Annotated in this window: 19 protein-coding genes; 7 read left to right on the top strand and 12 right to left on the bottom strand. The window is 34.7% G+C overall.

Annotated elements, in window-relative coordinates; genetic code table 11:
• Window positions 1–2: 2 nt before the first annotated feature.
• Entirely contained in the window at window positions 3–1,532 is a 1,530-nt protein-coding gene (gene guaA, locus B9Y84_RS17150; protein WP_085518626.1) for a glutamine-hydrolyzing GMP synthase, read from the bottom strand.
• Between the two features lie 153 nt (window positions 1,533–1,685).
• Window positions 1,686–3,728: a tetratricopeptide repeat protein gene (locus tag B9Y84_RS17145; protein WP_176223827.1), complete on the bottom strand. Its 2,043-nt coding sequence runs from the start codon at window positions 3,726–3,728 to the stop codon at window positions 1,686–1,688.
• Between the two features lie 150 nt (window positions 3,729–3,878).
• Between B9Y84_RS17145 and B9Y84_RS17140 the strand changes: the two genes are divergently transcribed.
• Window positions 3,879–5,015, top strand: a complete 1,137-nt coding sequence (locus B9Y84_RS17140) for a BamA/TamA family outer membrane protein (RefSeq protein ID WP_085518624.1) — start codon at window positions 3,879–3,881, stop codon at window positions 5,013–5,015.
• A gap of 104 nt (window positions 5,016–5,119) precedes the next feature.
• On the opposite strand, the gene B9Y84_RS17135 is transcribed toward B9Y84_RS17140, so the two are convergent.
• Genes B9Y84_RS17135 through B9Y84_RS17120 form a run of 4 tightly spaced genes read right to left on the bottom strand, consistent with a single transcriptional unit; the run spans window position 5,120 to window position 8,914 of the window.
• Window positions 5,120–7,135 carry a caspase family protein gene (locus tag B9Y84_RS17135; RefSeq protein WP_085518623.1) on the bottom strand — a complete coding sequence of 672 codons (2,016 nt, stop codon included), beginning with the start codon at window positions 7,133–7,135 and terminating at the stop codon, window positions 5,120–5,122.
• Window positions 7,132–7,698, bottom strand: coding sequence for a hypothetical protein (locus tag B9Y84_RS17130; protein WP_085518622.1), 567 nt, complete (start codon window positions 7,696–7,698; stop codon window positions 7,132–7,134). Before B9Y84_RS17130 ends, B9Y84_RS17135 begins: the two co-directional genes overlap by 4 nt.
• Window positions 7,695–8,312, bottom strand: a complete 618-nt coding sequence (locus B9Y84_RS17125; RefSeq protein ID WP_085518621.1) for a hypothetical protein — start codon at window positions 8,310–8,312, stop codon at window positions 7,695–7,697. The genes B9Y84_RS17130 and B9Y84_RS17125 overlap by 4 nt, the downstream gene beginning before the upstream one ends.
• On the bottom strand, window positions 8,309–8,914 hold the full coding sequence (locus B9Y84_RS17120; protein ID WP_085518620.1) for a hypothetical protein: 606 nt from the start codon (window positions 8,912–8,914) through the stop codon (window positions 8,309–8,311). Before B9Y84_RS17120 ends, B9Y84_RS17125 begins: the two co-directional genes overlap by 4 nt.
• 571 nt (window positions 8,915–9,485) lie before the next feature.
• Here B9Y84_RS17120 and B9Y84_RS17115 point away from each other — a divergent pair.
• A complete protein-coding gene (locus B9Y84_RS17115; RefSeq protein ID WP_085518619.1) occupies window positions 9,486–9,707 on the top strand; it encodes a hypothetical protein in 222 nt (73 codons plus the stop codon).
• A 336-nt stretch (window positions 9,708–10,043) separates the two neighbouring features.
• Here the strand turns inward: B9Y84_RS17115 and B9Y84_RS17110 are convergent, their stop codons facing one another.
• From B9Y84_RS17110 to B9Y84_RS17085, 6 genes are all read right to left on the bottom strand, one after another.
• Window positions 10,044–10,271: a PspC domain-containing protein gene (locus tag B9Y84_RS17110; RefSeq protein ID WP_085518618.1), complete on the bottom strand. Its 228-nt coding sequence runs from the start codon at window positions 10,269–10,271 to the stop codon at window positions 10,044–10,046.
• 179 nt (window positions 10,272–10,450) lie between these two features.
• Window positions 10,451–10,948, bottom strand: a complete 498-nt coding sequence (locus B9Y84_RS17105; protein WP_085518617.1) for a ClbS/DfsB family four-helix bundle protein — start codon at window positions 10,946–10,948, stop codon at window positions 10,451–10,453.
• Window positions 10,935–11,399, bottom strand: coding sequence for a DinB family protein (locus B9Y84_RS17100; protein ID WP_085518616.1), 465 nt, complete (start codon window positions 11,397–11,399; stop codon window positions 10,935–10,937). The genes B9Y84_RS17105 and B9Y84_RS17100 overlap by 14 nt, the downstream gene beginning before the upstream one ends.
• A 97-nt stretch (window positions 11,400–11,496) precedes the next feature.
• Complete coding sequence (locus B9Y84_RS17095) at window positions 11,497–12,384, bottom strand: polysaccharide deacetylase family protein (RefSeq protein ID WP_085518615.1); 888 nt, start codon at window positions 12,382–12,384, stop codon at window positions 11,497–11,499.
• A 168-nt stretch (window positions 12,385–12,552) separates the two neighbouring features.
• Window positions 12,553–13,197, bottom strand: a complete 645-nt coding sequence (locus tag B9Y84_RS17090) for a DUF6624 domain-containing protein (protein WP_176223826.1) — start codon at window positions 13,195–13,197, stop codon at window positions 12,553–12,555.
• A gap of 413 nt (window positions 13,198–13,610) precedes the next feature.
• Window positions 13,611–14,399 (bottom strand): DUF547 domain-containing protein, encoded by a 789-nt coding sequence (locus tag B9Y84_RS17085; RefSeq protein ID WP_176223825.1) that lies wholly within the window; start codon window positions 14,397–14,399, stop codon window positions 13,611–13,613.
• A 54-nt stretch (window positions 14,400–14,453) separates the two neighbouring features.
• Between B9Y84_RS17085 and B9Y84_RS17080 the strand changes: the two genes are divergently transcribed.
• The 5 genes from B9Y84_RS17080 to B9Y84_RS17060 all read left to right on the top strand — a co-directional run bounded on the left by B9Y84_RS17080 (window position 14,454) and on the right by B9Y84_RS17060 (window position 20,115).
• A complete protein-coding gene (locus B9Y84_RS17080) occupies window positions 14,454–15,176 on the top strand; it encodes a TIGR04283 family arsenosugar biosynthesis glycosyltransferase (RefSeq protein WP_085518612.1) in 723 nt (240 codons plus the stop codon).
• A gap of 145 nt (window positions 15,177–15,321) precedes the next feature.
• Window positions 15,322–16,056, top strand: coding sequence for a 3-oxoacyl-ACP reductase FabG (gene fabG / locus B9Y84_RS17075; protein WP_085518611.1), 735 nt, complete (start codon window positions 15,322–15,324; stop codon window positions 16,054–16,056).
• Window positions 16,057–16,101: 45 nt separating this feature from the next.
• Window positions 16,102–17,091 (top strand): 3-oxoacyl-ACP synthase III family protein, encoded by a 990-nt coding sequence (locus B9Y84_RS17070; protein ID WP_085518610.1) that lies wholly within the window; start codon window positions 16,102–16,104, stop codon window positions 17,089–17,091.
• 26 nt (window positions 17,092–17,117) lie between these two features.
• Complete coding sequence (locus B9Y84_RS17065; RefSeq protein ID WP_085518609.1) at window positions 17,118–18,641, top strand: sodium/pantothenate symporter; 1,524 nt, start codon at window positions 17,118–17,120, stop codon at window positions 18,639–18,641.
• A complete protein-coding gene (locus B9Y84_RS17060) occupies window positions 18,631–20,115 on the top strand; it encodes a class I adenylate-forming enzyme family protein (protein WP_085518608.1) in 1,485 nt (494 codons plus the stop codon). The genes B9Y84_RS17065 and B9Y84_RS17060 overlap by 11 nt, the downstream gene beginning before the upstream one ends.
• Window positions 20,116–20,121 lie beyond the last annotated feature (6 nt).

Here is a 20,121-nt window from a genome sequence, read left to right as displayed (position 1 = left end):
GCTTATTCCCACTCTATAGTTGCCGGTGGCTTGGAGCTAATGTCGTAAACAACTCGATTGACCCCTTTTACCTTATTAATAATTTCATTGGACACATCGCTTAAGAATTCGTACGGCAAATGCACCCAATCTGCAGTCATTCCATCTACACTAGCAACTGCACGTAAAGCCACAACCCTTTCGTAGGTTCTTTCATCGCCCATCACGCCAACAGACTGAATAGGTAAAAGAATCGATCCCGCTTGCCAAACCTGATCATAAAGTCCTCTTTCTTTCATCATGCCAATGAATATCGAATCCACTTCCTGAATGATCTGAACCTTTTCGGGCGTCACATCCCCTAGAATTCTAATAGCCAAACCAGGCCCCGGAAACGGATGTCTGCCTAAGATTTTATGATCTATTTCTAAAGCTCTTCCCACTGAACGTACTCCGTCTTTAAATAGTGTTTTAAGAGGCTCTACTACTTTTAAATTCATCTTTTCTGGCAGTCCGCCAACGTTGTGATGAGATTTTATAGTAGCTGATGGTCCTTTTACTGAAACAGATTCAATAATATCTGGGTAAATTGTTCCTTGGGCTAACCATTTTACATCTTTAATAGCTTTCGCTTCTTGATCAAATACTTCAATGAAGGTTTTTCCAATTGCCTTTCTCTTTTCTTCAGGATCTGAAAGTAATGCTAACGCTTTATAAAACTGATCTTTAGCATCAACTCCTTTTACATTCAAGCCCATATGTTTGTAGGACTCAAGAACCTCTTCAAACTCGTTTTTTCTAAGTAAACCGTTATCTACAAAAATACAATATAGATTTTTACCAATTGCATGATGAATTAACATGGCAGCAACAGAGGAATCTACTCCACCAGAAAGTCCCAATACTACTTTATCATTGCCTAATTGCTCTTTTAACTCTGCAATCGTGATGTCTGCGAAAATCTCAGAAGTCCAGTCTTGAGCACAACCGCAAATTTTCACTAAAAAATTCTCCAACAACTGCTTACCTTCCAAAGTATGGGTAACTTCAGGGTGAAATTGTATCCCGTAAGTAGGCTCATTTTCAAGTTCAAAAGCAGCTACTTCCACTGAAGGTGTACTTGCTATAATCTTAAATCCTTTTGGTAATGTTTTAATAGTATCACCATGAGACATCCAAACCTGAGAGCCTGTTGTTAAATTTTTCAGCAAATCATTATCGTGATCAAAGCTTGTTAATTTGGCTCGTCCATATTCTCTGATTTCAGAGGGCAATACTTCACCCCCATTATTTTGGGCAAGGTATTGAGCTCCGTAACACACTCCAAGCAAAGGTACCCTCCCTCTATATTTGGTTAAATCAATTTTTGGCGAATCCTCATCCCGTACTGAGCAAGGACTCCCGGAGAGTATGACGCCTTTAACATCAGGAGTTAATTCTGGGGCATCATAAAACGGATGAATTTCACAATAAACATTGAGTTCTCGAACTCTGCGGGCAATGAGTTGGGTGTATTGAGACCCAAAATCAAGAATAATAATTTGCTCTGTCATGCTGCAAAAATAATAGGATGAATCAGTTAAGCATAGAAAAAAGTGAGATAGCTTTCAAATAACTCAAAATCAGTAATTTACAAGCATTAAAATCATGCTTTTATCAGAAATTCAGGGTAAGACCACTTATTTACTATAACAAGGGTTCTATTATCAACTAAAAATCCTAAACCCTAAGACCAGCATATCATCTACTTGCTCTGCTTCTTGCATCCAATCTTCAATGGTTTCTCGGATAATTATTCCTTGCGTTTCCATGTGCTTCATATGTATAGATGAAAGTAATTCTCGGAAATTTTTTATCATGAATTTCTTATCTTTTTCTCCTCCAAACTGATCAACATATCCATCAGAAAATAAATAGAAACAAGTATCGCCAACTAAGCTGATCTCATGCGAGCGGAAATCTTTCACATTTTTCCCTTCATCAAGTCCCATAGTAGTTTTATTCCCTTTGATTTGATAAAGTTGCTTATTCTGAATGTAAATGAGTGAATGATTAGCTCCTGAAAATTCTACTGCATTTTTCTTTTTATCCCAAACGCAAATAGAGACATCCATACCATCCCTATTATCGCTTTGTTCTTGTCTTAAAATATGAATAACACTTAATTTTAATTGCTTAAGTATTTCTGCTGGCTTAGTCACACCTTTAAAATTAACGATATGATTGAGCATATCGTGACCTATAAAACTCATAAAAGCTCCAGGGATTCCATGTCCTGTACAATCTGCTACAGCCACCACGACTTTGTCTGTTGTTTCGCTAAACCAATAAAAGTCGCCACTGACAATGTCTTTCGGTTTGTAGTAAATAAAAAAGTCTTCAAGCTCTTTTCCTATCCGGCGAGGAAATGGCAATAAAGCAGTTTGAATGCGCTTGGCGTAATTGATACTGTCCGTAATGTTTTTGTTCTTCTCTTGAATCAACTGGTTTTTTCTAACCACATCAGTATTAATAGCTTTCAATCGTTCTGCCTGAGTTTCAATTTCTTCTCTTTGCTGTCGAATCTCCTCATTTTGAATCTTCAGCTGATTATTTGCCTTTTGTTTATGATTTTTCGCTCGGAAAGTTACAATTGCGAAAATGATTAAAATAACTAAAACACTTCCAATTGCTATGTTAAGTATCCGCTGTTGAGCAATTTGCTTTTGTTTAAGCTCCTTATCAATTCGTAAAATTTCGTTTTCCTGTTCTTTTTGTTCTGACTCATAAATTATTCTCAGGTTTTCAATCTGCTTTTGTTTTTCCTGATCCATCAATTGGTTCTCATAAATATATGCCGAGTCTTTATATTGATAGGCCTGTTGGAATGATTGCTTCTTGTAAAAAATTTGAGCTAAGTTTTCAAAGGATTTTATTTTCCACTGTGTAGAATTTATTTGATGAGCAATTTCTAAAGCAGTGCTTGCATTTTCTTCGGCTGAAAATAGATTACCAGTACTTAAATAAATTTTCACTAAAAAATTTAAATATTCAACAGCCCCCAAATAATCTTGATCATCGATCAAATATTGCAAAGCTTGCTTTGTCAGCTTTATAGCCTTTTCTTCATTGCCTATTTGAAAGTTAACTTTTCCTTGAATCCCTAAAGCATAAGCCATTCCATTTACATCAGCTAACTGATCGAAAATTTTAAAAGCTTCCTCTTCCAATTTCAAGGCCTTCTCATTATCCCCTGTTGCTTGATAAACTTCCCCAATATTTAATTTGTAAACTGCTGTACTCATCGCATATTCTGAAGAGTCAATCAATGAAAGCGCCTTACTGTAGTAGGTTTCGGCACTTGCATAATCTTCCTGATTGAAGTATAAAATTCCTAAACTATTGGATGAATTTGCCACACCCTTTGAATCACCTAGCAATTCGTAAATCCGCAATGATTCCAGCAGATTAGCAATTGCTTTTTCATAATCTCCCAAAACCGTGTACACCGCTCCCAAAATATGTAAAGAGGATGCCTTTTGGTCATAATTCTCATTTCGATCTGCAATTTTTAATGCTTCATTTACATACTTTAAAGCTGTATTGGGTTGAACTGAACGATAGCCAACCGCTAAGTCGAGGTACACTTTTGTTTTAACGCTATCGTTCGAACTTTCTGCTACAGCCAATAAGCTATCCACTTCTGAATTTTGAGCAGATAATTTAAAGCAAAAGACCAGTAAAAGAATGACTAATAAGTTGTTTTTCATCTTAGCAAAAAAATTAATGAAAGAGTCCATTTTCTCCTATTCAATAATTTCTCATTATATTTCGAGTCGATTAAAATCAATCAAAACTGAATTGAAAATAATCTTTAATTTGACTGAATACAAAATATAATTTTATCTATTTCAATATTCATGGAACAATCCTTTAAAAACTTTATATTTTTATTTTTTACAGTAGTAACTATTAGCTTAACTGCTACGGAGACCGCATTTTCTCAAGATAATATCGATAAAAAAACAGTTGATTTAGATACTGCTCTTTTCGAAACTGATAAAAATTCGCTTTTCCCCCTGCCTGTGGTATATTACACACCGGAGGCTGGCTTGTTTTATGGAGCTAGTATATTATATAATTTTTTCACTAATAGGAAAAAACCCATCAATGCAAGTCAAATTCAATTGGCAGCTGGCTATACAACCAAGCAACAAACATTGATCTTTTTGCCCTTTCAAATCTTTTGGGATCAAAATAAATGGCGAAGTATTGGGGAGTTAGGCTACTACAATTATGCCTACCCATTTTATGGAATCGGAAATAACGGCCAACAAGATGTATTTTCCACTTACAGGGCTAGCTTCCCACGGGTTAGGGTATTCTTACTAAAAGAAACTGCTCCTAATTTATTTGTGGGAGGACGCTATTGGTTTGAAAATTATGATATCATAGAATGGGACAATTCGGGTGATTTCCAACAAGAGGACTTTTCAGGCGGTACTTTTAACAGAACTAGCGGAATTGGGCCAGCGATGATTTATGACACTAGGGATGCTATCTACTATCCTAGAAGAGGTCACTACTTGGAAAGTTTTATAGAAACTAATCACCAATTCACAGGTAGTACACATAATTACACTGCTATTTCATTTGATTACGCTTATTATTATTCTCCTGCTGATAAAACAGTGTTAGCTGCCAATGCTTTTTCACTATCTAACGTAGGCGATGTTCCTTTTAATAGGCTAGCGCAATTAGGTGGTAATAAAAAAATGCGAGGATATTTTCAAGGATATTTTCAAGACAAAAATTTACTGCTTGGTCAATTTGAAGTAAGGCAAGAGCTTGTTTGGCGGATAGGATTAACAGCTTTTGCGTCTGCCGGCCAAACAGCTGAAAGTTGGGGAGATTATGGAATGAACCGATGGAACTACGCTGGAGGTGCAGGATTAAGATTCACCTTCGATACCAAAAAGCACATTAATGTAAGATTGGATTATGCAATCGGGAAAGATAGCAATGGGTTTTACATTGCTTTTAATGAGGCTTTTTAAAATCTGCCAACCAGATAAAAGAAAAAATCTGGACTAGGGTTAATCATCGTAAAAATTTATCTATTACCACAACGTTAGAAATAATTCGAACTTCCAAAAACAAACTATTGATCAGACTTTCTAAAAATAAATTCTCCCCCCTGATCCCCAATTCCTAGAATCGGATTACCAATAGGAGTTTGGTTTGTTTTATTTGCAACCTCAACCTTTACATGTTGAACTAGTTGAGAAACAGGTATCTCCTTTTCATCACTATTACTTAAAAAATTTATCACTTCTTGAGCAAATGGACTATTTTCTCCATACAAGCCATCCGATACAGTTTCTAATCTCCCAGAGGCAAGACCCCATCTAGACTTATACTTTTCAACATTCTCAACAAAACCTCTTTTCTGTTGTCCAAATAATGAGCCAGAAAAACATGCATCCACGACCAAAAAAGTATGCATACTATTAATATTATTCAATATTTTAAGCAAATTACTATTAGACATGTATTCTCCAGGGGCATTTATTTCAGCATTAACTGGTATCCAATATCCTTCATTTAATAGCTCATCATAAAATCCATGCCCGGAATAGTAAATCATGAGATTATCAACAGGCTTCACTTTTTCTATTAAAGCTCTCAACTCATCATATATATTTTTTGATGTCGCTTGATCATTCAGAAGGACTTTTACATTACTATACTCAAAACCATACTTTGCAATTAATAAATTCGTAATTGTATTGGCATCATCGACCGCATTATATAGAATAGGCCAATATTTATAATCATTTATACCCACCACAAATAAGAAATTTTCACTTTCTTTAATATTTAAATCATCATTAATAACATTCTCTCTTTGGATTACAAAACGCTTAACAGATGTATTTCCATTAACGTCAGTTGCCTCAATGGCAACATAATTTTTACCCATTGATAATGGTAGATTTATGACAAAATTTCCATTCTCCTTTATAGGTGTTGTAATTCCGTTGACAACTAAACTATTGACACCTGATTCATCAACCACCGATCCCTTGATAGGATAAAAAGGTTTTGAATAAGTAATTTCATTATTATCTATCTGCGGAGGACTAGAAACATATATCAAAGGTGCTGTTTGATCATTTACATCTTTAACTCTGTAGATTGGTTCAATTCCTAAAAACTTAACATCAAAATTAAAATACTTTCTCGAATCTTGAATAACAACTAGCATTTTATTACCTAGTGGAGAAAAAGCTACGTTATACAAATAAGATCTTTCTTGTAGATCATATGTTTTAACAATTTGATTTTGTTCTATGCTCCATATTTCAATATTGCCTTTTGAATAAGAGAATGCAACATATCTATTATCGGCACTGATAGAGCAAGAACTAAGGTTTCCTTTACTAGTTGATTTCAGTTCCATTAATTTGTAAGGTTCATTTAACTCAATTCTTCTGATTTTTCCTTCATCATTACCAACAAATAAAAACTTTCCTGTTAGATCAAAAGCCAATGTTCTTATCCACGTATTTTCAAATTTAATTTTGAAATTATCCACCAGTTTACCATTACGAATTAAAAAAACTTCGCCATACTCTGTTGATAAGCTGAATACATTTTCAACTGGATTGTATGCCATTCGAAGTACTTTAAAACTTTCATTTGCGTGGTTAAAAATTAAATGGCTTTTCTTATCATTCAGTCCCAATTTAAATATCTCACCTGATCTGGTGTTAAAATAAATTGTATCAGAAAACTTATTTAATTCAACATCAACTATCTCATTGTATTCTTGCTCTGAATCAGCGAACAAAGATTCTATTTTACCAAAAGAATAGTCTAACTTTATTATATCTCCTTTCCCAGAACTACTTTTTCCTGCAATAAAAAGCTCATCTGAGTTTGGGATAAATGCAATAGAGTAAATTCTTTTTAAATCTACAGTTTCATTATACAAAAGACCGTTAGTTTTGGAGTCATAAATAAATAGCTCATCATCTGCGGCAATAGCATATGTATTCCCGTCAGGACTAAACTTTATGTAATGAGACTCAATGGAGTTAATTTTCAGTTTATCTGATTGGCTAAAAACTGGAAAATATAAAGTCATACATATAAAAAGTATAAAATTTTTCATATAGATTTAATTAAAAATTTAAAACCTAATCCTAATCTCACATCTAATATCTTTGGTAATTCGTAATAAGAAACAGAGTCACCTCTGAAATCAAAACGAACCTTTCGCTTATTTATATAATAATTTGTCAAATCTAAAGCTAAATAAAACTTAGCATTTAAGTTCATTCTAGCTGTGATTCCGCCATATGATGAAAACCAATATCTATCAAAAACATTGCCACTAGAAATAAAATAAGAATTTCTAACCCCAACGTTTACAAATGGACTAATTGAAAAAGTCGGTGAAAGGATAACAGCATAAGAAAAACGAACTCCACCTAAAAAACTTGTGAACGATTGACTTAGATTGCCAGAAGACCCCCTATAATCATTTTTCAGAAAAGAAAATTCTGGGCCAATTGAAAAATTTTTATTGACATTTATTGGAATTACAACATCGATCGAGGGTTGAAATATATCAACAACTCTCAGAGGCTTAGTTTCTACACTAAATACATGTATTTGTCCGAATATATTTGTCACGGACAACATTACAATTGTAAAAAGTACTATCTTCTTCATAATCTCTTAGTGTATAATTTAAACCCGGTGCCAAGATTGATTTCCCATTCTTCAGGTTTAGGAAGAACAGAAAAATCACCACTTGCACTTGAAAATGAATTATCATCATAAGTGACATCAATAGAATAGTCACCATAAATATTGTGGATATATTTATGTAAGCTAGCAGATATAAAAATATTAGAGGAAAATAAATACCGAGCTGAAAAGCCAAAATATGAAAATATAAGTTGTTTTTGAATACTACTTTCTTCCACTACCAGATTATTTTGTGCCACAACAGTGTAATCTGAAGATATTGTACTTATAGTAACAAATGGACTTAGTTCAAAAACAGGTAAAACTTTCCATATGTAGCTAAATCTTAGTCCATAGATTATAGAATTAGAATCATATGTTACACCTTGAGTTTCTTCTGAATAGGAAAACGAATTAATCTCTGGGCCTATAGAAAAGTTACTTTCTATATAAAATGGAACATGAAAATGCATCGGATAATTAATTGCATCCACATTCTGTTCAGTTCGCATGAAATAGTATTCTAAATCAGCTATATTCCTTTGAGCAAGCAATATGGCCGGCATGAAAAGCAGAGTAACAATCAAGACTTTCATAGACTCTTTGAATAAAGGTTAAAACCAAGTCCACAGGTAATATTTACATCATCAAAACCAACAAGTTTATTTATCCCCCTAACACCGTAATTTCTAATTTGAAGTTGAATATTAAAGTACCTAGTGATTTGTTGAACAAAAGAAATAGAGGAATAAATGTCATAGTAATTGTGCTCAATAAAGTATACATCTGAATTATCTATCCTCCTTACTATATCGAAATCATACTGGGGTGAATAGAAATAACTATCTGTACTTTCAATATCAATTTTGGCTACTCCAAGACTAAATCTGATTTTTAAAAACTCAGAGATGTATGTATTATAACCCATCCCTAAACCCGCTAACCTCAATTTAGAATCGTGAAAGTTGGAGCCACTAGAGTGGAAAAAATTTAATTGATTATAGTCTATACCAATGGTAATATTTTTATTTAAAAAGTAACTTACCCTAGTTTGATATTCAATTTTTGATCTTTTATCAACAATAGGGTCTTCAAATAGGCCGTATCGAAAGAAATGTAGGTCGATATCCACTACATTTTTTTGGGCAGTGAGATTTAATGAAGCGAAAAATAATACAATAATAGCAGCGATTTTCATTTACAAATGATTTACTGTCAAAGATTAGGTTAAGGAAGTTAATAAAATAATTAGAAAAACAATAATTATATAAATCAATATTATTTAATAAAATATTGAAACACCGAAAATCGAGTATTCAAATTAGTATTATTTATGCATCAAATTGAATTTTGCAATAATTCTAAATGCTATTAAACTTAGATATAAAGATACATGTAATGATTATTAGTTTTCATTTGGACGGCAGGCTAACTTCATTCAAATTGTAAAATAAATATAAGTGTATTGGAATTGAATAAAAATGTATCCACTGAAATTACTATTTCCAAGATAAAATAAAGAGTGTGATTTGAGCCTTTTTGCTTACTATACTTTCCCTCACTTTTTTTATAACCTTCTGCAATTTTAAAGTAATAGAACAAGATGAAAACGACAAGGACCCTAATTTTTTAAATTGTTCATGGTGTCTGCATAATGTCAATATTTTAGATGAATCATTAATTTGAAATTAGGTTCGTTCCAAACTTGACATTCAAAAGCATATGAATTTGTATCCTTTAATGATAACAATCTAAATAATGCTGATTTCATGGTCTGTAGTCGGACTTATTCCGTTTCGGCAAATAATGATGCTCTTTCTTTTTCTCCCGTAGGTACAGAATTACTTGCCATAATTTCTGATGTTAGATTTACTTTAACTTATGGTGCACTGTATCCAAAAATGACAGATGTTGCAGGCGCCATTACATTAATATTTTCTAAGCTGATTATGATCAATTGCCGTAAATATTTTACAGCAAGTGAATTTTAGAAGCTAAGGTTCTGCATAAAAGATGTTTTTCATAAGATTTTAGACAATTTCAGTACGGCTAGATCGTGAAAATTTATCTCAAGCATAGAGCGTGTTTTAAAAGTTAGTCTAAGAAAATTAGATTTCAGGGTTAAAATAACCGTAAGAACAGGGCAATTGCAATTAAAATTAAGATTTAGAAAGGATTTATTAATTCAAACTCACCTTGACAGAGCTCATTGTTTTTTGAAGGGATTACATTTCGCGAAAACAAATACAACAAGCCACCCAACCAAAAAAAAGAATATCTACGATGTTACAGAAGCTTAAAATTACGTCCTGTCAGCACTGCCACTTTCACTTCTCAAAATCCTTGATATTAAAAGGGCTGGAATCATTACTGTCTGAATTGGGCATTAAAAAGAATAAAATGACGTAGGCAAGTACTCCAGAGGCCCCTAAAATTATAGCAATAACAAACATCAACCTCACTTGTGAGGGCTGCCATCCAAAATATTCTGCAATTCCAGCACATATGCCTGCAATTACTTTATTCTTTGATTTTTTCAGTACTCTATTTTTCATTTTATATGTAGGGAAATATTTCTCAAGACGTAATTTAAGTCTATAAATTTAAATAGTAAAATCTGAGACAACCCAATAATGCTCATATCGCATTGTGTCTTCCTGTTCTCTAAAAAGCTAATATATGTTCCATGGCGAGGCTAGGAGTCATGATTGCACAAACAGTGTAGGCTTCCTTTTTACTTCTTCGCTTTCTTAATCAGCTTTATAGCCCAGTCATAATGGCTTGAAGTAGCCGAGACTATATAAGCTCCCAATGAGGTAGTTCCAGTCCATTTGTATCTTTTCTTTTCAAATAGTTCTTCGTCAGTATGTTTCTCAATCAAACTCCTAACTTTTTCGTAACTGGATTTACAATTTTGTTTGGCATCTTCAAGAGGGGTAGCCTTATATTTTTCCCAAATCCACCTGTTCAATTCAGGGGTTGTTTTCCAAGTGTATCCTTTGGCAGGCATATCTGGTTTATCTCCTTTCATTCCTACAACGTACCAATCAAACATCATTAAATGCCAATGGTGAAGATGCATCAGTACATCTCGAATATTTCGATTCATTGTTCCTTTCGGAAAATCTGTGTTTTGCTCTTCATTTGACAAACATTCAATGAAATCCATCAGAAGCTCAAAGTTCTTTTTACTCAAATTCAGCAAATCAGCTTTGTCCTTAGGTCGTGCCATATTTTTTAGAAATGTCTTTTAAATGTTTATGAATGTGATTTGATACTACTTCTAAATGCTCGCTCCTAGTATAATCCCGGGCCCCCTTCTTGTAGGGTATGAGGTTTATTTTGTCATTAACTATGAATTCTTCAATTGTTGCTTGAGCGACTTTCAGTCGTTTGATTAGGTGTTCTATCGATTCGTTTTTTGTTGTTTCAACACTTTGGTTGTTAACTTCTGACAGCTTTCCTCTTAATGGTTTAGGTTTAATGCCCTTACCTAAATCTGAAATATTTCTTGCAAAACTCTCGTGCCAAAAAGTTATATGTCCAAGAATGTCCTTTGCATTCCAGAATTCATAAACCATTTTATGATAGTCTAGGTCTTGCTCAAAAAAGGCAAAAAGCTGTTCGAGTTCATTTCGTAGAATTCCAATAATTGCTTTTATGTGTTCCTCTTTGTTTGTCATTTCAACTTAATTAGAACGAACGCACAGCTAAAATGAATATGCGCCCCAGTTGTTGGGATTGATTGAGTATGAGCTTTGCATATATCTTTCAAAATCCTTAATTCGAATATTCATCTTTGCCATCTGCTATGCACCTTTTTATATCTTTCCAAGTGATTAATTCTACGTTATTTTGTTCCAAAATAAATTTCTTCTTTTGATCAATGAAAAAGTCAAAATCAATTTGCCTCCACTCTGAACCAAAATTGGGGTGATTTATAGTGATGCCTTTCATTTCCTGATTATCGAAAGCTGGATGAATTAGAATAAGGTTTATTCCACTTGCTAAGTTTTCCAATACAGAACTATAATAGTCTGCCAGTTTCCCATTCTCGAAATACTTGTATTCACCTACAAAAACATTATCAACCAAAAAATCTCCATTCTCAATGTTCAACTCAGGATTTAGACCTACCATTTTCATTAATTGTCCATTTATTAAAACAGGAAGGTCGTATTTTACTCCTAGGTCTCTATATATTCTAAACAATTCAGGGGTTGATGCGACACTGTACATATGTGAATCTATATGACTTGGCGTTAATCCAAATTTTAACAACTTTTCAATTTGTGCTTCAAGTTCTTTTTCGATTTCACATGGCACAGCATTTTTCTCAAGCTGTTCCCTCTTTTTAAAGAAATGACCATTTTCGTCAACCAGACTAGGCACTTCTGCAACAGGTACAACAGGTCCAAATTTGTAATTTTCCCACTCACAAGTCAGGGTCAAATGTATTCCACTATCAAATTGAGGATTATTCCTAGCAAAAACAGCCATTTCATAGAACCAAGGACATGGTGCCATAATGCTGTAAGAATTGACAATTCCTTTTTTAAGTGATTGCATGGTAGCCATATTTTCTGAATGCGAAAGTCCGGCATCATCTGCATGTACTATTAACAATTTGGTATTCTCCGGAAACCCCAATTTTTGAGCTACATTCATTTCACTTAGGTTCTTTGCAAGTTGAGTTTTTGCATAACGTTAAGAATATGGGGCGTTGGGCACTTCAAGGCTCCAAACTACTAATTCCCTACATATTTTATTACATGGAAGCATTGTCAGTTTTAGCACTATATGCCCAATGACCTATATTTAGTGTTACACACTTTATTATTCATTTGGCACCTTGTACAGCTTTGGTTCGGTAATCCCTTTTTTTAACATGTTCTCTTTGTTCATCTCAAAGTGGCTAACAGTCATTCGGTTAAGATATTCCTCAATTGATTCTAGACCAACTTCTGCTCTTCTCTCATTTACATTAGCACTATCCTCTAAAGGTCGAGAGATTGCTTGTCCATATTCGTTGTAGCTTACCTGGGTTCCGTAAATAATTTTCTTTCCTAAGTTTTTGTTAACTCGGTCAGTTAGGTAGGCATAGTTTCTTTTACTTGCATTCCCCTTCTCCATTTTAATTCTCATGTCAGCTAAAACTTTTCCCTGAAAATCAGGATTATGGTCTGAATGCTGAACCATTAACCAAAAATTAAACGAGCCCTCCTCTCCAGCTAAGTCGAAGCCAACAAAGCCGTGTTTGTCAAAAATTTCTTTTAGGCGAATTTGATGAGTCGTGAAGACACTATCTTTAAAAGAATTCCATTCTTCATTTGTCATTTCCTTGTACTTCCCTTGCGGTATGTATGCAGCTATTTGGTCTATTTCAGCCATTTTTCTTAGTTCATCCTGAAGCTTTTGATTAAACTCAACTGGAGATTCGTTCTTTGTCTCTTCTTGTTTTCTGTCACAAGATTGAAACATTAGCAAGGTAATAAAAGCGATTAAAGTGATTCTTTTAGTTCTAGGTAGCATATGGATTAAGGGTTGATTAAGTTTTTAAAAATTCATTTTCTGTAAATATCTCTTTTTATTCTCATTCTATTACCAGTTCATGTTCTTCATCCAGCTAGCTAAATGATTTTGATTAGCTTTAGAAATTGTGTGTAACAATTGGCAAAGTGCACCTCAAGGTACACTTATTTACCTTATATAATCAGCTAAATGCACCTCGGTTATCTGAAATGTATAAAATTTAAACTAAACATGAAAGAGTTCATTGTTTTTTGAAGGGATTACATTTACCGAAAACAAATACAACAAAAAACCCCCAACCAAAAATCTGATTGAGGGAATTTTAAACTATAAACCATTAAACTATACTACTACTAATTTTACTATTTCAACTCTGTGAAATTGCCTAAATCCAGTGTCCAATCATACTCTTTATAATTGACCTTAGGGTCGGCACTCTCAGGAATACATTCGTATTTCTTTAAAAATCCTATTACACCGCCTCCATCAGAAAAATCACCTTTGAACCAACTAAATAAGGTAGTAACATATACCTCATCTTCACTTTTATCGTAGCTGGTAGTTCTTTGCAAGAATTGTTGTGATATCTGATCTAATTCCTTCTCTAAATCATATGCACTGTATACAGCTACATAAGGACATGATGTGGCTCCGCAATTCAAAGCAAAGTGAATTCTACCATCGGCCTCCTCCACTCTAAATTGTTTTTCAAGTTTACTAGCGAATGGATCGTTAAGAAAACCCATCGATAATTTTACTTTAGACCCTCTGATAATACCGTGTTCTATAAAATCAAGACTTAACATCTCTCCACCGACATTTACTAAATCCGATTTGAAGAATGCACCTCTGTCATCGAAAAGGGAAGGATCTTCTGATAAAAGAATTTGAACATAGGCATTGTAGGTATTAATCCAGAAAGCCTTGATCTTTCGATCAGTATTTAAGGATTCAGCCAACGTATTTAAAGGTAAGGCTTTGTATTCATTTACATAGTTTTGATAATCTCCTGTATTTTTAACAGAAGATATTAATTCCATGCTTAATCGGACAAATTCATTGGGTTCATTATTAATTTTACTTTGTGCAAAACTATCAAAGCCCACAAAAATTAAATAAAAACTAATTAGTATACCGCTAAATCTCTTCATTATTGTTATTTCGTAAGTTGTTTCAATCAACATACGCAATATTACAAATTAGAGATGTCACAAACTGATATTAATAAAATAACTGTCATTATTCCGACACTCAATGAAGCTGATAACATTGAGCAGTTACTGGATTATTTACATAAACTGGCAAATGAAAAAATTGCTGAAATTATAGTCAGTGATGCGGAAAGTAATGATCTCACTCGAGAAATTGCTAAAGAAAAGGGGGCGATGGTAATCTCTACCAAGCTAGCTTCAAGAGCTCATCAAATGAACGAAGCTGCAAAAAAAGCAACAGCTGATATCTTATATTTCGTACATGCGGATGCAAGACCACCCAAAAGCTTTGTGAAAGATATTTCAAGAGCGATCGAAAATGGAGCTGACTTCGGTTGCTACCGCTTCAAATTTGACTCGAAGCATCCTTTTTTAGCTGTTAATTCCTTTTTCACCCGTTTCAAAGTGCTATGGTGCCGTGGAGGGGATCAAACCATGTTTATCAAGAAATCGGTTTTTGAGAAAACGAATGGCTTTGATGAAGAATTCGTGGTGATGGAAGATTTTGAATTGATCAGAAGATTATGGAAAAAGTACCGATTTCATATTATCCCAAAATCAGTATTGGTATCTGCAAGAAAGTATGAAAATAATGGCTACTGGCAGGTAAACTTAGCCAATTTAAAAATCTATAAGATGTTTATGAAAGGTTACCATCCTCAAATATTAAAAGAAAAGTATTTTCAATTGATCAAACATCCAAAAGAAATACAATAGTCAACCCTATAATATTTGCATTAAATCAACTTTTTAACCTTTTAAATAGTAAAATATAATTTTAGTCAACCTCTACTTTTAAGAGGTGCACATGGAGCTATAATTATTAATTTCTCAATTTGCTTTCCAAAATTAATCGACATTTATGGAAAGACTGAAAAATAAAGTAGCAGTAATTACAGGGGGCGCTAACGGAATTGGAAAAGCTACCGCACTAAAATTTATCAAGGAAGGTGCTCAAGTAGCAATATGGGATATTACCAAAGAGAAAGGTGAAGAAGCTGCCAAGGAATTAGGAAGCGACACGAAATTCTATCAAGTAGATACTACTTCCTTTGAGCAAGTTGAAAAAGCTGCCCAGCAAACTTATCAAGATTTCGGTAAAATCGATATCCTCATTAATAATGCAGGCATTACCCAAGATGCTACTTTAGCCAAAATGACAATAGAGCAGTGGCAAAAAGTATTGGATGTAAACCTTAACGGAGTTTTCTTTTGTACTAAAGCTATTTCACCTTTTATGGTTGAGCAAGCCTGTGGAAGAATTGTGAATGCATCGTCAGTAGTAGGCGTTTATGGAAATTTCGGACAAACAAATTATGTAGCCACTAAAGCCGGTGTAATTGGAATGACGAAGACGTGGGCAAAAGAATTAGGAAGAAAAGGCATCACTGTAAATGCTATTGCTCCGGGATTCATAGCAACAGAAATGGTAAAGAGTATCCCTGAAAAGGTAATTAATATGCTGGAGGGCAAAACTCCTTTAGGAAGATTAGGGCAACCTGAAGAAATCGCAAATGCTTATGCCTTCTTAGCATCTGATGAAGCTTCATTCATTAGCGGCACTACCTTAAATGTTGACGGGGCAGTGACAATATAATTAAGACTGCTTCAAATAAATAATCTATACTTAAAGAGAGAGTAAATGAGAAACGCAACCATCAGCGGAACTGGTTCCTATGTTCCCAAGAGATTACTGAAAAACGAATATTTCAATGAGCTTTTAGGAGAAGATGTGGACACCTGGTTACGAGAAAACTTAACTATAGAACAACGATATTGGTGTGATGAAGATGAATCAACCATCGATTTATGTGAGCATGCTGCCTTAAAAGCTATTGAAAATGCAGGAATTAGAGCGGATGAATTAGACCAAATCATCATCTCTACTGATACTCCTGAAAATATTTCCCCTGCCACTGCCGCAGTCTTACAACATAGGCTTGGGGCTACCGGAGCCGGTACTTTTGATTTGAATTCTGCCTGTGCAGGATTTGTAAGCGCCATTGATACAGCTTCAAAATACATTATTGCAGACAAACAGTACAAACACATTTTGGTCATAGGCGCTTATGCCATGAGCAAATACCTAAATAGGAAGGATAAAAAAACCGTCACACTTTTTGCTGATGGAGCAGGAGCCGTGATCTTGAGTGCTAAAGAAAATACAGATAGTGGATTTTTAAACGCACATCAATTTACGCAAGGGCAGTATCATGATTGGATGGGTGTTTATGCTGGCGGAACGGGCATTCCTGTCAATCATGATGTAGTGGATAGTGGAAAGCATCTGCTTCAATTTGTGAAGAAATTCCCAAAGGAACTCAATCCAACTATGTGGACAGAAATGAGCCATAGAATGGCAAAAGAGGCCGGAATTGAAATAAAAGATGTAAAGAAATTCTTTATGACTCAGATCAATATCAATGCTATTCACGAAATGTTAGATAATTTGGGTCTGGAAAAAGACAAAGCCAAATACATTATGCATAAATATGGCTACACGGGTTCCGCGGCTATTCCCATGGCATTAGATGAATCTTTTCGTAATGGAGAAATAAAAAAAGGGGATACTATATTTTTAATTGGGTCTGGTGGAGGTTTATCTTTCGCGGGTGCTGCTTTTAAAGTCTAAACTTAAATTTTTACGCTGTGCACAATATGAACTTTTTAATAGGAATGATCCCGGTCGCAACTGCCACCACCATTTTGCTTTCGGCTTATGCAATAGCTGTAATTTATCTGGTCTTTAAGGGTTTTAAGCAAACTCAAAACATGAATGATTACGCTGTGGGAAGTGTTTCCTTCTCTCCTGCTTTTGTCGGTCTATCTTTAGCGGCCTCCATGACAAGTGCGGCTACCTTTATTATCAATCCTGGTTTAATTGGAACTTATGGCATTAGTGCCTTTATCTCCTATGGTCTAGCCTTGCCTATTGCAGCTGTTTTCTCACTTATATTGTTGACAAAAGGATTCAGAAAATTCGGAAGTAAAGTATCTGCTTTGACCATGGCACAGTGGATGGGCAATCGCTATCAAAGCAAAGGCTTCTCGTTATTTTTTGCTTTCCTGTCCCTACTTCTGATCACTTTTATTGTGCTAATTTGTGTAGGAATCAGTCAGGTTTTATCCAAAGCTTTAGGCGTGGATGCTGTTTGGGTGCTAACAGGAGTTGTAGTTTTCATTTTTGGTTATATGATGTTTGGCGGAGCAAACTCCATGGTTTACACCAATGCCATTCAAGCTTTGTCTATGTTGATTGTGGCTATCATTTTAATAGCTTCAGGATATGAATATTTAGACGAAGGCATCAGCGGGTTTATGGAGAAACTCAACAATATTGACCCTATCCTAACAAAGCCATTAAACCCGAAAAGCCCTATTTTTAGAGATTATTTTGAAATCATCTTTTGCCAAATGGTGGTAGGTATCGCGATCGTTTGTCAACCTCATATATTGACTAAGTCTCTCCTCTTAAAGAAAGAAAGTGATGTGAATCGGTACTTGATAGTGGGTTCAATTGTGCAATTCCTATTCTTCTTAGTAGTAATTGCAGGATTATATGCTAGAATTGAATTTCCTGATTTAATGAATGAAGGAAGTGCCATTGCTCCAGATGGCTTGATTTCAACCTATGTCGTGAGCAAATTTCCTGTTTACATCAGTATAGTGATTATTTTTGGACTCATTTCGGCAGGCATGTCCACTTTGGAAGGTTTAATTCAAAGTTTAAGCACTACCATTACATCTGATATATTATTAAAAATCAGTCCTAAAAACATCAGAGAAAAACTGACTGAGCCAAAGAATGGAATGTTGGTTAATAAAATAGTTATTATACTTTTGGCAGTTGTCTCCTTCATATTTTCCTATCAGCAATTGATGAACCCGAACATGAGTGTGGCTATATTTGCTCAAAATGGTGTTTACGCCTATTTTTCCTGCGCGTTTATTCCAGTCCTTTTCGGCATGTTCTTTCAAAGGACGCATCCAAAAGCAGTTTTTTTTGCAGCACTAACAGCCTTGATTGTTTATTTCAGCATATACTATGGAGGATTGACCCCTTATATGAAAGGTGAAGTAAAAAATCCTGCCATATCTTCTGCGCTAGCTATCCTAAGCTCATCCTTTGTCGGATTATTTTTTTATTTTGTATTACCAAAACAAGCGAAAGATGAAATGTGATTGGTTTGAAAAATGGAGTACCTATAGTCCCACTAAACTAGCCGTGAAGAATATTGGTACCGGCCAAGGCTATGATTATAAATCGCTCAATCATGGTGCTAATGCCGTAGCCACTATTCTGGAGAAAGATTTTAACTTAACCAAGGGAGATCGACTTTTGATATTGGGAGATTTTGATGCAGAGTATGTAGCGTTGCTAGGCGTAGCACAGAAAATGGGGATCATATTAGTCCCATTAAATTACCGCTTAAGCGCCAATGAAATAGCATTTTTGGTTCAAAATTCTGATCCCAGCCTGATAATAGTCGCTGAAGAATATAGAAGTTTACTCAAAGAAGTACCTCAACTAGTCGCTGATAAAGTAATCAGTTTTACCCAATATAGCGACTGGCTTTTATCAGCTGCCAAAGCGCAAAAAGCTCAGTATAATTCGAAACCTCTAGAAGAAAATCATCCCGCATTCATACTCTACACATCAGGAACAACTGGTCAGCCAAAGGGGGCTATTTATACACATGGTATGATGCTGTGGAATAGCATTAACACTTCAATTCGATTAAAGATAACCTCCGATGATATATATTTAAATGTAATGCCTCCTTTTCACACGGGAGGCTGGAATGTGCTGACTGCTCCCATTCTTCATTTTGGTGGAACCTTAATTATGATGCCTAAATTTGACTCAGAACATGTTTTGAAAGCTCTTGAAAGAGAAAAGGTCTCCATTAGCATGCTGGTTCCGACCATGGTGAGAATGTTAAGTGAATGTGATGATTTTAGAAAAATAGACTTTAGCCAATTACGCTACATGATCGTAGGTGGAGAAGCACTTCCTATACAATTAATTGAGCAATGGAATGAACAAGGAGTGCCCATTCGACAAGGTTATGGCTTAACAGAATGTGGGCCAAATATTACCTCATTAGAAGCAGAAGATGCTATAAGAAAAAGAGGTTCTATTGGTTTCCCTAACTTTTATGTAGATACTAAATTAGTAAATGAAGAGGGGGTTAAAGCCGGTCAGCAGGAAAAAGGAGAACTGTGGATCAAAGGCCCTATTGTTACAACTGGCTACTGGAAAAATGCCAAGGAAACAGAGAAAGCAATAGTAGATGGATGGTTTAAAACCGGAGACATACTAATAGAAGATGAAGATGGCTATTTATATGTAGTGGATAGAATCAAAAATATGTACATCTCAGGTGGCGAAAATGTATATCCAGCCGAGGTGGAAAAATGCATTTTAAAGCATCCCGAAATTAAGGAAGTTTGTGTTGTTGGAGTTGCACATGACAAGTGGGGTGAGGTAGGAAAAGCTTTTTTAGTATTCAAAAACGGGCAAAGAGAAGTATCTGATCTAACTGCTTATTGCATCAAGAATTTGGCAAAATACAAAGTGCCAAAATATTTTGAAGTGATGAAAGAGCTCCCTAAAAATGATACTGGTAAGATTGATAGGAAGATGCTACGTTAAAATAAG

Source organism: Marivirga sericea (assembly GCF_900177665.1).
Classification (GTDB): Bacteria; Bacteroidota; Bacteroidia; order Cytophagales; family Cyclobacteriaceae; genus Marivirga; species Marivirga sericea.
Note: the sequence above shows the minus strand (reverse complement) of the source record. Positions and strands in the feature narration are given on the sequence as shown.